Here is a 15461-nt window from a genome sequence, read left to right on the forward strand (position 1 = left end):
GGTGATTTGTGGACGCTGGCAAGCCTGCGCCCACAGTTGATCACCTCGGCCTCGGAGAAAGGGTTACAGCACCAGGCCCGGCAGCCACAGCGACAGCGCCGGGATGTAGGTGACGGCCATCAGCACCAGAAACAGCACGCCATAAAACGGCAGCAGGGCCTTCACGGTTTTCTCGATGCTGACCTTGCCCACCGCCGCGCCGACAAACAGCACCGCGCCCACTGGCGGGGTAATCAGGCCGATGCCCAGGTTCACCAGCATGATCATGCCGAAGTGCACCGGGTCGACGCCGATGCCGAGAATCACCGGCAGCAGGATGGGCGTGAGGATGAGGATCAGCGGCGCCATGTCCATCACGGTGCCGAGCAACAGCAGCATCATGTTGATGCACATCAGGATCACGTAGCGGTTGTCCGACAGGGTCAGGAACATCGTGGTGATCTTCGCCGGGATCTGCATCAGGGTCATGATGTAGCCGAAGCTGGCGGCGAAGGCGATCAGGATCATCACGATGGAGATGGTGCGCACCGTGCGGTGCATCAGCTGGGGCAGCTCGCGCCATTTGTAGTCGCGGTAAATGAACATGGTCACGAAGAACGCCCACAGCACGGCAATCGCGGCGGACTCGGTGGCGGTGAAAATGCCCGAGAGGATGCCGCCAAGAATGATCACCATCGCCATCAGGCCCCACAGCGCGTCGGCGCAGATTTTCAGCGCCTGCTTGAGCGGGATGACTTCACCTTTGGGGTAGTCGCGTTTCTTCGCGAAGATCAGGCACAGCACCATCAGGCACGCGCTCATCAGCAGGCCCGGGACCACGCCGGCCATGAACAGCGAAGCGATCGACACCGTGCCGCCGGCCGCCAGGGAATAGAGCACCGAGTTGTGGCTGGGCGGGGTCAGCAGCGCCTGCACCGAGCCGCTGATGGTCACCGCCGTGGCGAACTCCCTGGGGTAGCCGCGCCGTTCCATTTCCGGAATCAGCACCGAGCCGACCGAGGCGGTGTCTGCCACTGACGAGCCGGAAATGGCGCCGAAAAACGTCGAGGCCATGATGTTGACCAACGACAGGCCGCCGCGCACAAAGCCCACCAGCACGCCGGCAAACGCCACCAGCCGGCGCGACATGCCGCCTTCGGCCATGATCGCCCCGGCGAGCACGAAGAACGGAATCGCCATCAGCGAAAACTTGTTCACTCCGCCTGCCACCTGAATCATCAAGGCCTGGAACGGAATGTCGATCCACCACGCGCCGATCAGCGCCGACAGCCCCAGGGCGTAAGCGACCGGCATGCCGATCAGGATCAACGCGATAAAGCTGCCCAACAGAATCAATGCGTCCATGTCAGGCAGCCCCTTCGCTTTCTTCAACCAGGTCAAAGCGCACCACGCGCCGGTGGCTCTGGTCGCCGAGCAGGAGTTTTTCCAGCACGAACACCAGGGTCAGCAAGCCGCCAATCGGGATCGGCATATAGGTGATGCCCACGCGCAGGGTAGGGATGGCGCTCATGAACTGGTTCCAGGTGGACAGGCACAGCTTGCTGCCCCAAATGGTCATGAACAGGCAGATGGTCGCCATCAACAGTTGCGAGACGATGCCGACGAGTTGGCGTTGGCGCGGCGGCAGGCGGTCGGTGATCATGGCCACCGACATATGCGCCCCGGCGCGGTAGCTGGCGGCGGCGCCGATAAAGGTAAACACCAGCATCAGCAGGATGCCGCTGGGCTCTGGCCAGCTTGCGCCTGTGCCGAGGATGTAGCGGGCGAAAATGCCCCAGGGGATGATCAGCGCAACGCCTAATACCGAGAGGCCGGCGACCCAGATGCAGGTCATGTAGAGGCGGTCGTTGAAGCGCAGCAGTCGATTCTTCATGGCGTTCACCGTAACCGGGCACGTCAGTGCGGACCGCGCCGGGCCTAGCTAAGAGGAGGAGGGGGGGCTTACTCGACGGCGTCGATGCGCTCGATGATGTCGGCGTAAGCTGCGCCGTACTTCGCGCGAACGGGCGCGGTGGCCTCATAGAAGGGCTTTTTGTCGACAGTGATGAACTCGACGCCGGCGGCCTTGAGCTTGGTTTCGCTGCTGGCGGACTTGGCGTCCCACAGCACGCGCTCATCGGCCTGGGCAACCTTGGCGGCGTTTTTCACCATGTCCTGTTGCGCGGGGGTGAGTTTGTTCCAGGTGATTTTCGACATCACGATGGGTTCGGGCAGGATCAGGTGTTCGGTGAGGGTGTAGAACTTGGCGTTCTGGAAGTGGTTGTGCTCCAGCAGGGTTGGCGGGTTGTTTTCCGCGCCGTCAATCACGCCGGTCTGCAATGCGCTGAAAATCTCGCCGGTGTCCATGGCAATGCCGTTGGCGCCCATTTCATTGAAGGCGTCGATAAACAGCGGGTTGCCTTGCACGCGAATCTTCATGCCCTTGAGGTCTGCGATCGAACGCACCGGTTTCTTGGTGTAGATATTGCGCGTGCCGCCGTCCATCCAGGCCAAGGCTACCAGGCCGAATTCGGAGTCGGTGATCTTGGCGAGGATCTCGTCGCCGATCGGGCCATCGATGACCTTGCGCATGTGCGCCTGGTCGCGGAACACGAACGGCAGGTTGAACACGTTCACGTCCGGCACCACCGGGCCGACGATGCCGAGGCTGACCCGGGTCATCTGGATTGCGCCGACCTGGGCCTGTTCGACGACTTCTTTTTCAGAGCCCAGAACACCGCCTGGGAAGTACTTGAAGGTCAGTTCGCCGTTGCTTTGCTTAGTCAGGGCTTTACCCATGTTCTCTTCAGCGACGACGGTGGGGTAGCCGGCGGGATGGATGTCGGCGAACTTGATTTCCAGCGCGTGGGCGGCGCTGCTGAGGGCAACGAGTGTGGCGGCGAGCAAGGTGCGTTTGAAGTCCATGGAATGTCACTCCTGTGTTGTTATTTTTGTATTCAAGGCACAGCAATGCAGCTAGAGGGTGAAGCGCGGTTCGGGCAGTCCCTGGACGCCGGGGTTGAGGGCGAATACGCCGCCGGACAGCGATTGTTCACTCTGGTCATCACGGATCGAGGTGACAAACAAGGTGTCCAGGCGGCTGCCGCCAAAGGCGCACATGGTGGGTTTTTTCACCGGCACGGCGAGGGAACGGTCCAGGCGACCGTCGGGGGTAAAGCGATGAATCAGCCCCGCGTCGTTGGCGCAGATCCAGTAGCAGCCGTCGGCGTCGACGGCCGCGCCGTCGGGGCGACCGAGAAACTGCTGCATGTCGACAAATACGCGACGATTGGAGGGCGTGCCGGTCTCGGTGTCGTAATCGAAGGCCCAGATCTGCTGCACCAGCGGGTGTGAGTCCGAGGCATACATCGTGCGGCCGTCCGGGCTGAATGCCAGGCCGTTGAGGGTGATAAAGCCGTCCAACTGGGCATGCGGCGCGGCACCGCAGGCGTAGCGGTAGAGCGTGCCCTGCGGCGCATTCAAGCCCATGTTCAACACCATGCTGCCGGCCCAGAAGCGACCCTGGCGGTCACAGCGGCCGTCGTTGAGGCGCATGTCGGGGCGCGGGTGCTCGACACTCGCCAGCGCGGTGGTGTCCAGGCTGCCGTCATTGTGTGGCGTGAGTTGGAAAAACCCGGTTTCCATCCCGGCGACCCAGTTGCCCGCTGTGGTGCGCGCAATGCAGGCGAGCATCTGCGGGGCTTTCCAGGCGGCACTGTGGCCGCTGGCAGCGCTCCAGCGCTGCAGGCCGCCGTTGGGGATGTCCACCCAGTACAGCGCGTTTTCCTCAGGCACCCACACCGGGCATTCGCCCACGGCATTGCGGGCGTCAACAATCAGTTCAGCAGTCATGGCAACTCAATCCCTTGGGTGTGCAGTCAGTCACCGAACGGCCCCGCCGCGCAGAAGGCGCCGCCCTGATAGACCTTGGCCGGGTCATCGGCGGCGACCGGTGGCTGGGTTTCGACGTGGGCGCGAAACACTTCGGAGCTGTCCTTGGGGGTGAAACCCAAGTGTGCGGCGTAGCGGTTGTCCCACCAGGTATCGAGGTTATCCGACATGCCGTAGACCACCGTGTGACCGACGTTCGGCGTGTACAGCGCGCGTTCGAGCAACTGAGTGAGGTCGTCGAAGCTCAGCCAGGTGTGCATCATCCGGCGGTTTTGCGGTTCGGGGAACGAGGAGCCGATGCGGATGCTCACGGTCTCGATGCCGTAGCGGTCGAAGTAGAAACTCGCCATGTCTTCGCCATAGGACTTGGACAAACCGTAGTAACTGTCCGGACGGCGAGGCGAGCGGGCGTCGAGGGTTTCGCCTTGCTTGTAGAAGCCGATCACGTGGTTGGAGCTGGCGAAGATCACACGCTTCACACCGTGGCGGCGAGCGGCTTCGTAGATGTGGAACACGCCGCTGATATTGGCGCCGAGGACTTCTTCGAACGAGCGCTCCACTGAAACGCCCCCGAAGTGCAGGATCGCGTCGACGCCTTCCACCAGGTGGTGCACGGCTTGTTTATCGGCAAGGTCGCAGGGTTGTACTTCTTCGGATGCGTCGGCCGCCGGCGCCATGTTGGCGATGTCCGACAGGCGCAGGACTTGGGCGTAAGGGCGCAGGCGTTCGCGCAAGACTTTGCCCAGTCCGCCGGCAGCACCGGTGAGCAACAGGCGGTTGAATGGAACAGGCGTGGTGGTAGAGGTGTTCATGAGGGTTCCATTATTGTTGTAGGTTGTCGTATGACTTGCCGAAAGTATCGTTAGGTCGTCCCTGGCTTGTCAACGCCCTTGCTGACGAGTGCGATCAAACGTGGGAGCTGGCTTGCCTGCGATAGCAGTCTGTCAGTTGACAGATGTTTTGCTGATACACCGCTATCGCAGGCAAGCCAGCTCCCACATTCATCGCCTTACAGCAGCGAAATCGGATAGCTGATAAAAATCCGATTCTCATCAAATTCATTGTTGCTGAAGTCCCGACGCAGGGTCGAGTTCCTCCACCGCACGTTCAAGTCCCTCAGCGCGCCGCTCTGCACGGTGTAAGCCAGTTCCGATTCGCGCCCCCATTCCTTGCCGTCGGTGATCGTCCCGGTGTGCACATTACTGCCGCTGATATAGCGGTTCATCATGGTCAGCCCCGGAATGCCGAGCACCACAAAGTTGAAGTCATGGCGCACCTGCCAGGATTTTTCCTTGGCGTTATCGTAGCTGGAGTTGTAACTGTCGTTGGCGAGCGTGCCGCCGCTGGTGCCGTTGACCCGCATCCACAGGCTGTCACCGGTGAGTTTTTGCAGGCCGACATAAAACGTGTTGCCGTTGTAGCGCGCCGAGAGCAGGGCGGACACGGTCTTGTTGTCGAGGTCGCCGGCCAGGGCGCTGCCGTCTTCCTTGCCGGTGAAATAACCGAGGTTGGCGCCCAGGGTCCAGTTGCCTACTGGCTGGCTGTGGGTCAGGTTGAAATACTGTTGCTGGTAGATATCCGTCAGCTCGGCATACCAGACGCCCACCTGGGTGCGCTTGTCGTTGAAGCTGTACTCGCCGCCGCCAAAGTTGAAACGGTCGGAGGTGAACGCGGCTTTACCGTTCATGAACATGTCTTCCATGCTCGCGTCATTGCGGGGGCTGTTACCGCGAAACTGCCCGCCGTAGAGCGTTAAGCCGGCAATTTCATTGGACGTGACCTGACCGCCGCGAAAGGTCTGGGGCAGCGAGCGGCCGTCGTCCGAACGCAGGATCGGCAGCACCGGCATCCATTCGCCGACTTTCAGTTCGGTCTTCGACAGTTTGGTTTTCAGGGCCACGCCCAGACGGCCGAAATTGTCAGCCGGCCGGCCGTCGCTGTGGATCGGCAGCAACTGAGTGCCCCCCGTGCCTTTGCCGCCATCGAGCTTTTGCGAATACAGGCCCAGCACGTCGAGCCCAAAGCCCACGGTGCCCTGGGTGAAGCCGGATTTGGCATCGAGGATGAAGTTTTGCGTCCATTCCTCGGCCTTGGCTTGCGGGTAAGTGGGGTTGGTGAAGTTGCGGTTGAAGTAGGCGTTGCGCAGGTTCAGCGAGGCTTTGGCGTCTTCGAGAAAACCATCGGCATGTGCGCTGAGGGGCAGGGTGAACGCCAGGCTGCCGAGACCGATAAGGCCGATACGCGAGGAGGAATTGCGGGCGAATTGACTCACAGAGAAGCTCCCTTTTTCTTTTGTTGTTTTTATTATTTGTTATACGTCGTCGTACAACATTGGACGGGATATTTACGGGGTTTCCGTGGGGTGTCAAGCGGAAGTTGTACGATGACGTCGCGTGTGCCGATCAAAAGCGGGCACGGTCAATGTGGGAGCTGGCTTGCCTTCGATGCAAACGCCTCGGTGTATCAGGTACCCCGAGTGGATGCCATCGCAGCCAAGCCAGCTCCCACAGGGATTGCATTTCAAAAGCGATGTTCAGTTGGCCATGACCATCGGCGGCAGTGTGCCCAGCAGCGAAACGGCGGCTACAGCTGAAACACCCAGTAACCATTCGAGCATGACGCTGGCCTTCAAACTGCCTTGGCGTTCTTCGCAGCGTTCAATGCGCAACCGGTTCAGCAGCGCCAGCGCCAACATGCCCAGCACCAGCAGCACTTTGATCAACAGAATCAGCGCGAACCCGTTGAACAGCGGTGTGGGCCACAGTTGCCCGGTCAGTACGCGCACGTTGATCAAGCCCGTCACCAGCAACCCGGCGACCAGGCCATAACCCACGCCGCTGAAGCGTTTGAGAATCGGCTCCAGCGCATAGCCCTGCGGCTGCCTGAAGATCAGCACCAGCACGAGCAGCCCACCGAGCCAGGCGCCGACGCACACCAGGTGCACCACTTGGTTGAGGATCAGCAATTGCCCGCTCAAGCCATTAAGCATGGCGCCATGGCCGACCGGCGCCAGCGTTGCCAACAGCAGCGCAGTCAATGGCAGGCGCAGGGCCGGCCAGGGTTTGATCAGCGCGATCACCAGTAACAGGTTCAGCAGCAGATGCCAGACCCACACCTGGCCGAAAAAGGTCTTGCCCAGCACCAACTGCACGGTGGCCGGTTGCAAGGCCGCGTCCCAGCTGCCGGCCATGCTGGCGGTGATCAGCAGCAGCCAGGCCACGCCAGAGCCCAGCCCCAGCCAGGCCTGCGCGCGGGTGATGCGCAGCAGTTGCCGGTCCAGCGCCGGCTGCGGTTCAGCGCCCAATAGCCAGGGCCTGAACACGCAGGCCCCGAACATCAACAGCACGACGATGAAATGCAGGAAGCGGCACAGCACCAGCAGGGTCGCCATGGGTTATTGGCCGACCTTGAAGCTGTAACTGCCTTCACTCTTGTGGGTGTCCACGGACACGGCGTGCCATTCCACTTTGTAGGTACCGGCGGCCAGCGGTGCCGCCGGCGTGACCACCAGGACTTTCTTGTCGGCGTCCGGGGTTTCCAGGCCTTTGATCGCGACTTCGGTGCCGTCCTTGCTCAGGGACACTTTGGTGAACGTCGCTTCGACGCCTTCGGTGAAGGTCAGGCGCAGGTCAGCGGGCGCGGCGACGGAGCTGTCAGCCGCCGGTGTCGAACTCTTGAGGTGGGCATGGGCAAAGGCCGCCGAGGCGCCCAGCAAGGAGGCGAGCAGGGCGACGGTGGTCAGGGTTTTCTTGATCAACATTGTTCAATACCTTCAGGTTTAGAGAGTCGGTAAGGCCATGTGCAGCAAGGGAAAGGGTTTGCCTTCGCCATCCAGCGGCGAGCGCGCGACCTGAATGAAACCATAGTGGAGGTAGAAGCCCACGGCCTGCGGGTTTTGTTCGTTTACATCCACCGTCAGCGTGTCGTGGCGCGCGTGGGCGTGGTCGAGCAATTGGCGGCCGATGCCCTGGCCACGGCGATCGGGGTCGATAAACAGCATTTCCACATTGTGCCCGCCTGTGCCAATGAAACCGGCGATGCCGTTCTGGTCTTCATAGACCCAAACATCGAGGGCCGGCATTGGCAAGTAAGCGTCGCGTACCAGCGGCAGTAAACGCTGGATGTCATCCTCGGGGAGGAAGTCATGGGTGGCCCGCACCGAGCGCTCCCACAGTGCTCCCAGCACAGGGTCGTCGGCGGCCACGCGAGGTCGGATAGTCATGGCAATGATCCTTCATGGGGATCGCGATCCTAACCAATCCGTTTTGCAGGGGAAAGGTTCGCGTAGAAGTTTCATTATGCCTTGTCGCCGCGATCTAGAGCCGATGGTAGTCTTGAGGCCATGTTGTTGTCGGGGAGCCCTTATGGGCAATCACAAGATCGGAATTCGGCGGGTTAACGTCGAAAAAATCCTGCTGGCGGCGGAGAAAATCTTCGCTGAAAAAGGCTACGGCAGCACCGCCATGGCTGACATCGCTGAAGAAGTGCAACTGCCACGCTCCAACCTGCATTACTACTTCACCACCAAAAGCGAACTGTACAGCGCGGTGCTGTTCGACCTGCTGGAGGTGTGGAAGCAGGATGCCTTGAGCTTTGAAACCTTCGATGACCCGCGGGTGGTGCTCAGCAGCTACATCCGCGCCAAGATGCAGCGCTCGCGTACGCGGCCGTATGGCTCGAAAGTTTGGGCCAACGAAATCATCCACGGCGCGCCGACGCTCGGTGAGGCGCTGGACGAAAGCCTGTACGACTGGGCCAAGATGAAAGAAGCGAAAATTCGCCAGTGGGTGGAGGACAAACGCATCCTGCCGGTGGAACCGTCGAGCCTGCTGTACATGATCTGGGCATCGACCCAGCACTATGCCGACTTTGACCACCAGGTGAAGATTCTGAATGATCACCAGCCGTTGTCGGATATGCAGTTCGAAAAGGCGATTCAGACGGTGACCGCGGTGATTTTGCGCGGCATTGGGTTGGAGCCTTAAGCCTTGTGTGAAGGCTGAAGGCCCTATCGCAGGCAAGCCAGCTCCCACAGTTGACCGCATTTTGCCTGAAGGAATGCAGTGGGCTGTAAGGCGGTCCAGTTGGGTTGGAGCGTTGAGCTTGTGTGAAGGCTGATGGCCCTATCGCAGGCAAGCCAGCTCCCAAAGTTGAATGTGTTCACCGATCAAATGTGGGAGCTGGCTTGCTTGCGATAGCGGTCTACAGGACTACACCGCCTCCCGATACGGATTACGTGGGTCCTGCGTCCAATTCAAAAACGGCTTGCCCGTGTCCATCGGCACCATCTCGATGCAATCGGCCACCGGGCAGGTGATCTGGCACAGATTGCAGCCCACGCACTCATCATCGATCACCTCGTATTTATGCGTGCCATCCACTTGCTTCAAGCTTGCGATAGCCTGGTGCGACGTGTCCTCACAGGCAATGTGGCAACGCCCACAGCCAATGCAGGCTTCCTGATCAATCTTGGCGATCACCTGATAATTGATATCCAGGTACTTCCAATCGGTGGTATTGCCCACCGCGCGCCCGGAAAATTCCTGCAGGCTTTTGTAGCCTTGGCTGTCCATCCACCGCGACAGCCCGTCCTTCATCTCTTCCACAATCCGAAACCCATGCAACATGGCCGCCGTGCACACCTGCACCGCGCCGCAACCCAGCGCGACGAATTCCGCCGCGTCGCGCCAGTTGCCGATGCCGCCAATCCCGCAGATCGGCAGGCCTTGGGTCTGCGGGTCGCGGGCGATTTCTGCAACCATGTTCAACGCGATCGGCTTGACGGCCGAGCCGCAATACCCGCCATGGGTACTTTGGGTGCCGACCACCGGCAGGGCGACCATGCGCTCAAGGTCGACACTGGTGATGGAGTTGATGGTGTTGATCAGCGACACCGCGTCCGCACCGCCGCGATACGCCGCACGCGCCGCCACGCGGATGTCGGTGATATTTGGCGTGAGCTTGACGATCACCGGCAGCGAGCAATACGTCTTGCACCAGCGCGTCACCTGTTCCACGTACTCCGGCACCTGGCCGACCGCTGCGCCCATGCCTCGCTCCGGCATGCCGTGGGGGCAACCGAAGTTCAGCTCGATGCCGTCGCAGCCCGTGGCTTCCACCAGCGGCAGGATGTTTTTCCAGGACTCTTCAACACAGGGCACCATCAGCGACACAATCAGCGCGCGGTCCGGCCAGTCCTTTTTCACCTGGGTGATTTCGCGCAGGTTGATCTCCAGCGAGCGGTCGGTGATCAACTCGATATTGTTGATGCCCAATACTTCACGGTTGGCGCCGTAGTGCGCGGAATAGCGTGACGACACGTTGACCGCCGCCGGGTCTTCACCGAGGGTTTTCCAGACCACGCCGCCCCAGCCGGCTTCAAAGGCGCGGACCACGTTGTAGGCCTTGTCGGTGGGCGGTGCGGAGGCCAGCCAGAACGGGTTGGGAGCTTTGATACCGGCGAACACAATCGAGAGATCGGCCATTACGCAGCCTCCACATTCAGCATGAGTTGGGCGTGCATGGCTTCAGCCGCCAGCTTGCCGTGTTGTACCGCCTGCACAGTGAGGTCCTGGCCGAGGCTGACGCAATCGCCGCCGGCGTACACCCCGGGAATGCTGGTGCGCAGGTGTTCGTCAACAAAGATGCGTTCGCCCACGCGGTGCAGTTGCTGGGCCAGCGGGTCGTGCAATGCCTCGGTGTCGAAGCCCTGGCCGATGGCTTTGAAAATCGCATCGGCTGCCAGTTCGAAGGTCTCGCCGGTAGGGTGCAGGCGGCCGTTGTCCATGCGTGTGCGAGCGAAGCGCATGCCGCGCACGTGGCCTTGATCATCCAGCAACACTTCTTCGGGTTGGGCCCAGGTCAGCAGGCGCACCTGATTGGCCTTGGCGATGTCCTGCTCATGGTGGGTGGCGCCCATGTCCGCCAAGCCACGGCGGTACACCAGGTTCACATCGCGGGCGCCGAGGCGGGCCATTTGCACGGCCATGTCGATGGCGGTGTTGCCCGCGCCAAGCACGATGCAGCGGTCGGCCAGCGGCAGTTGGCTAAGGTCATCGGCCTGGCGCAGTTCGCGGATGTAGTCGGTGGCGGCAAGCAGGCCCGGAGCGTCCTCGTGTGGCAGGCCGAGCTGTTTGCTGGCGGCGAGGCCGAGGCCAAGAAACACGGAGTCGAATTGCTGGTGCAGTTCGCTCAAGGTCAGGTTGTCACCCAGGCGCTGGCCGTGGCGGATTTCAATGCCGCCAATCTCGAGCAGGAAATCCAGCTCCTTCTGGGCAAAGTCATCCACCAGTTTGTACTTGGCGATCCCGTATTCATTCAGGCCACCGGCCTTTTCCCGCGCTTCAAAAATCACCACATCATGGCCGTGCAGGGCGGCGCGATGGGCACAGGCCAACCCCGCAGGCCCGGCGCCGACCACGGCGATGCGCTTGCCGGTCGGTGCGGCGCGCTGGAAGGGGTGTTCGCTGAAGTGCGCGTTGTCGATGGCGTAGCGTTGCAACAGGCCGATCAGCACCGGCGCGCATTCTTCGGCGTTGTTACGCACGCAGGCTTGCTGGCACAGAATTTCGGTGGGGCAAACCCGTGCGCAGCTGCCGCCGAGTATGTTCGCCGAGAGAATCTTCTGCGCGGCGCCCTGGACGTTTTCAGTGTGGATATTGCGGATGAACGACGGGATGTCGATTTCACTGGGGCATGCATTTACGCATGGCGCGTCGTAGCAATACAGGCAGCGCGACGCTTCAAGTGCAGCCTGGCGGGCATTGAGGGGCGGCGCCAGGTCGGTGAAATGGCTGGCGAGTGTCGGCCCATCTTCATGGGGATGGGGGAGGTGGGTCAGGGTCTGGATCACGGTTTTGGCCTCACGGTTTTTTGCCTCTGGCGGGCATTGATTTTTTTGTCGCTTGGACTGGCCTCATCGCAGGCAAGCCAGCTCCCACAGTTGAATTGTGTGAACCCGATCAAATGTGGAAGCGGGCTTGCCCGCGATTGGCGGTATCAGCGTTTCACAGCTACAGGCCTGGAATGCTCCGCCCGCTTGCTCAACTGCTCAAACACCGACGGATACGCCGGGCGTTCTACATACCGCCCGGCGCCGCGTTCGGCGCGCAGGTCGCCATCGGCCCAGACCAGCTTGCCCTGGCTGATGGTGTGGCTCGGCACGCCGCGTACGGTCTTGCCTTCGAAGATGTTGAAGTCGACTTTCTGATGGTGGGTCTTGGCCGAAATCGTCCGTGTGCCCTCGGGGTCCCACAGCACCAAGTCAGCATCGGCACCCACGCGAATCGCACCTTTGCGTGGGTAAAGATTGAAGATCTTCGCGGTGTTGGTGGAGGTCAGCGCAACAAACTCCTGCATCGACAGACGCCCGGTGTTGACCCCTTCGTGCCACAGCAACGCCATGCGGTCTTCGATACCGGCAGTGCCGTTGGGGATTTTGCTGAAATCGTCACGGCCGGCGGCTTTTTGCTCGGCGCAGAAGCAGCAATGGTCGGTGGCGGTGGTGTGCAGGTTGCCCGATTGCAGGCCGTGCCACAGCGCCTCCTGATGCCCGCGCGGGCGGAAGGGCGGGCTCATCACGTAGCCGGCGGCGGTCTGCCAGTCAGGGTGTTGGTAAACGCTGTCGTCGAGCAGCAGGTGGCCGGCGAGCACTTCGCCGTACACCGCCTGGCCCTTGCCACGGGCGTAGGTGATTTCATCCAGCGCCTCCTTGGTCGATACGTGCACCAGGTACAGCGGCGTGCCGATGGTTTCGGCGATACGAATCGCACGGCTGGCGGCCTCGCCTTCGACCTGGGACGGGCGCGACAGCGGGTGCGCTTCCGGCCCGGTGATGCCCTGGGCCATCAGCTTGCGTTGCAGGTGATACACCAGCTCACCGTTTTCTGCGTGCACCGTCGGCACTGCGCCGAGTTCCAGGCAGCGCTCAAAGCTGGCGACCAGGGTGTCATCAGCCGCCATGATCGCGTTCTTGTAGGCCATGAAATGCTTGAAGCTGTTGATGCCATGGTGGCTGACCAGCTCGGCCATTTCCTCGCGCACCTGCTCGCTCCACCAAGTGATCGCCACGTGAAAGCCGTAGTCGGAGGCAGACTTTTGCGCCCAGCCGCGCCACTGGTGGAAAGCTTCCATCAAGGATTGCTGCGGGTTGGGAATCACAAAGTCGATGATCGAGGTGGTACCGCCCGCCAGACCTGCCGCGGTGCCACTGAAAAAGTCTTCACTGGCCACAGTGCCCATGAAGGGCAATTGCATGTGCGTATGCGGATCGATGCCGCCGGGCATCAAGTATTGGCCACTGCCATCGAGTATTTCAGTGCCGGCGGGAGTATCCAGATCCGTGCCAATAGCGCGAATTAGACCGCCTGCGCAAAACACATCGGCGCGGTAACTTTCATCATGGGTAATAACGGTGGCGCCACGGATCAACAGCGACATGTCGAGTTCCTCACAGGCTTGACCGGCTTGTGCCATTTCTAAGTGTTGTAATGCTGCTTGCCGATGATCAATTAAATCCTGTCATCGGTGACAGGAATAGAAACTAGCCCGAGTTTTTCGAATGAGCAAGAAGATTTTTTATAAGCTTATATAGAGTTTAACTAATTGATTTATAAAGATAAAAATATAAATTCACCAAAATGTGGCGACCGTTCACCATTTTGACGCACTTGACAGGTTCTCAATGTGAGAAACATTTCTTATTGCAAATCAGACGCTTGAGACATGCCCCTTGACGGCGACAGGAAATAAAAATAATTGTGTTGCACCAGATTGAGTCCTGACAGTTCGGCAACTTCGCATTATTTAGCCTGAGTGATGCGGCACGTTCCGAAGGCGCAATCGGAAAGCTGATTAACATCAGCACGTTATATAAGCGGTGCGGGTTCAAGGTGGCAGGTCGGCACGGTTATTGAGTGCAGTGGCGGCTGGCCGGACCCGTGATGTCATGTTGTTTACGAGGTACTCCGGCCACCCTGCGCTCAGCGTTGGATGAGCAACAATAATTCGAAAAAACCGTGGAGCGGCCATGCAACAGAACAGATCGCAAGTCATTGAACGCAACGGCCTGTACGAACTCGACGCCGGCGCCGACGTCCTCGACAGCCCCCGCTACAACCACGACATGGCACCGACCAAGGTGCACGAACGCACCTGGAACAAGTGGCACATCACCGCGCTGTGGGTCGGCATGTCGATCTGCGTGCCCACTTACACGCTCGGCGGGGTGCTCACCGCCTACTTTGGCTTGTCGGTGGGCGAGGCGCTGATGGCGATTTTGCTGGCCAATATCGTGGTGCTGATCCCGCTGACCCTTAACGCGTTTCCCGGCACCAAGTACGGCATTCCGTTTCCCGTCCTGTTGCGTTCGTCGTTTGGCATCCTCGGCTCCAACGTGCCGTGCCTGATTCGCGCGCTGGTGGCGTGCGGCTGGTTTGGTATCCAGACGATGTTCGGCGGGCTGGCGATTCACCTGTTTCTGGGCTCGATTTTCGAGGGCTGGAAATCCCTTGGCGGTACGGGTGAGGTCATCGGCTTCATGATTTTCTGGTGCCTGAACCTGTGGGTGGTGCTGCGCGGCGCCGAGTCGATCAAACGCCTCGAAACCCTGTCTGCGCCGTTGCTGGTGGCGGTGGGGATCGGCCTGCTGGTGTGGGCGATGCCGAATGTGTCACTCAGCGAGCTGATGGCGATTCCACCCAAGCGCCCCGAAGGCGCGAGCCTGACCGGTTACTTCATGGCGGGGCTCACGGCGATGGTGGGCTTCTGGGCGACGTTGTCGCTGAATATTCCTGACTTCAGCCGCTACGCCAAAAGTCAGAAGGACCAGATTCTCGGGCAGATTTTTGGCCTGCCGCTGACCATGTTCCTGTTCGCGGCCCTTGGCGTGATCATGACCGCCGCGTCAGTGAAACTGGTGGGTGTCAGCGTCTCCGACCCGGTGACCTTGATCGGGCACATCCAGAGCCCGGTGTGGGTGGCCATCGCCATGCTGCTGATCATCATCGCCACCTTGTCCACCAACACCGCGGCGAACATCGTCTCACCGACCAACGACTTCCAGAACATCGCGCCCAAGCTGATCAACCGCACCACTGCGGTGATCCTCACTGGCCTGGTGGGGCTTGCGTTGATGGCCCACGAACTGCTGAAAAAACTCGGGCTGATCGTCTCGGACGTGAGCCTGGAAACCGTGTATTCGAACTGGTTGCTGGGCTATTCAAGCCTGCTGGGGCCGATTGCCGGGATCATGGTGGTGGACTACTTCATCACCCGCAAACAGCAGCTCGACCTGGCCGGTCTGTACCGTGACGACGTGTACCCGGCGTGGAACTGGAGCGGTTTTATCGCCTTCGGCGTGCCGGTGGTGCTGACCCTGCTGTCGCTGGGCAGCGATGCGTTCAGCTGGTTCTACAGTTATGGCTGGTTTACCGGATCGGCGTTGGGCGGCGTTCTGTATTACGGGTTGAATGCCAAGCGCAGAGCCTTGCCGCTCGCAGTAAAAACACCCCTATAAAAGTTTGAAATGCAATCCAAATGTGGGAGCGGGCTTGCCCGCGAATGCGGTCTTCCAGCCGACATTTGCAGCGACT

General features: G+C 60.5%; 14 protein-coding genes. 2 read left to right on the top strand and 12 right to left on the bottom strand.

The genetic code is table 11. From position 1 onward, the window contains the following. Positions 1-63: 63 nt before the first annotated feature. The 9 genes from ACP7B3_RS27530 to ACP7B3_RS27570 all read right to left on the bottom strand — a co-directional run bounded on the left by ACP7B3_RS27530 (position 64) and on the right by ACP7B3_RS27570 (position 8092). Complete coding sequence (locus ACP7B3_RS27530; RefSeq protein ID WP_426182378.1) at positions 64-1344, bottom strand: TRAP transporter large permease; 1281 nt, start codon at positions 1342-1344, stop codon at positions 64-66. Between the two features lies 1 nt (position 1345). Further along, positions 1346-1873: a TRAP transporter small permease gene (locus ACP7B3_RS27535; RefSeq protein WP_426182381.1), complete on the bottom strand. Its 528-nt coding sequence runs from the start codon at positions 1871-1873 to the stop codon at positions 1346-1348. A 68-nt stretch (positions 1874-1941) separates the two neighbouring features. Beyond that, the gene (locus ACP7B3_RS27540) at positions 1942-2904 is read right to left on the bottom strand and encodes a TRAP transporter substrate-binding protein (protein ID WP_145163748.1); all 963 of its coding nucleotides are present in this window, start codon (positions 2902-2904) and stop codon (positions 1942-1944) included. Positions 2905-2955: 51 nt separating this feature from the next. Beyond that, entirely contained in the window at positions 2956-3831 is an 876-nt protein-coding gene (locus ACP7B3_RS27545) for an SMP-30/gluconolactonase/LRE family protein (RefSeq protein ID WP_242199302.1), read from the bottom strand. A gap of 26 nt (positions 3832-3857) precedes the next feature. Beyond that, a complete protein-coding gene (locus ACP7B3_RS27550) occupies positions 3858-4682 on the bottom strand; it encodes an NAD-dependent epimerase/dehydratase family protein (protein ID WP_426182386.1) in 825 nt (274 codons plus the stop codon). 197 nt (positions 4683-4879) lie between these two features. Next, positions 4880-6142, bottom strand: coding sequence for an OprD family porin (locus ACP7B3_RS27555; RefSeq protein ID WP_426182389.1), 1263 nt, complete (start codon positions 6140-6142; stop codon positions 4880-4882). Between the two features lie 261 nt (positions 6143-6403). Further along, positions 6404-7261: a copper homeostasis membrane protein CopD gene (gene copD / locus ACP7B3_RS27560; RefSeq protein WP_426182392.1), complete on the bottom strand. Its 858-nt coding sequence runs from the start codon at positions 7259-7261 to the stop codon at positions 6404-6406. Between the two features lie 3 nt (positions 7262-7264). Then, positions 7265-7630, bottom strand: a complete 366-nt coding sequence (copC, locus tag ACP7B3_RS27565; RefSeq protein WP_106578862.1) for a copper homeostasis periplasmic binding protein CopC — start codon at positions 7628-7630, stop codon at positions 7265-7267. Between the two features lie 18 nt (positions 7631-7648). Further along, a complete protein-coding gene (locus tag ACP7B3_RS27570) occupies positions 7649-8092 on the bottom strand; it encodes a GNAT family N-acetyltransferase (RefSeq protein WP_426182395.1) in 444 nt (147 codons plus the stop codon). A gap of 142 nt (positions 8093-8234) precedes the next feature. Between ACP7B3_RS27570 and ACP7B3_RS27575 the strand changes: the two genes are divergently transcribed. Continuing rightward, positions 8235-8855 (top strand): TetR/AcrR family transcriptional regulator, encoded by a 621-nt coding sequence (locus ACP7B3_RS27575; protein WP_145163765.1) that lies wholly within the window; start codon positions 8235-8237, stop codon positions 8853-8855. A 225-nt stretch (positions 8856-9080) separates the two neighbouring features. On the opposite strand, the gene preA is transcribed toward ACP7B3_RS27575, so the two are convergent. The 3 genes from preA to hydA all read right to left on the bottom strand — a co-directional run bounded on the left by preA (position 9081) and on the right by hydA (position 13308). Further along, the gene (preA, locus tag ACP7B3_RS27580) at positions 9081-10355 is read right to left on the bottom strand and encodes an NAD-dependent dihydropyrimidine dehydrogenase subunit PreA (protein WP_145163767.1); all 1275 of its coding nucleotides are present in this window, start codon (positions 10353-10355) and stop codon (positions 9081-9083) included. Beyond that, positions 10355-11722 (bottom strand): NAD(P)-dependent oxidoreductase, encoded by a 1368-nt coding sequence (locus ACP7B3_RS27585; RefSeq protein ID WP_262206067.1) that lies wholly within the window; start codon positions 11720-11722, stop codon positions 10355-10357. Before ACP7B3_RS27585 ends, preA begins: the two co-directional genes overlap by 1 nt. Before the next feature lie 146 nt (positions 11723-11868). Next, entirely contained in the window at positions 11869-13308 is a 1440-nt protein-coding gene (hydA, locus tag ACP7B3_RS27590) for a dihydropyrimidinase (RefSeq protein ID WP_426182400.1), read from the bottom strand. A gap of 589 nt (positions 13309-13897) precedes the next feature. On the opposite strand from hydA, the gene ACP7B3_RS27595 reads away from it, so the two are divergent. After that, on the top strand, positions 13898-15385 hold the full coding sequence (locus ACP7B3_RS27595; RefSeq protein WP_426182403.1) for an NCS1 family nucleobase:cation symporter-1: 1488 nt from the start codon (positions 13898-13900) through the stop codon (positions 15383-15385). The last annotated feature ends 76 nt before the right edge of the window (positions 15386-15461 follow it).

This window comes from Pseudomonas sp. TWRC1-2 (assembly GCF_049896685.1).
Taxonomy (GTDB): Bacteria; Pseudomonadota; Gammaproteobacteria; order Pseudomonadales; family Pseudomonadaceae; genus Aquipseudomonas.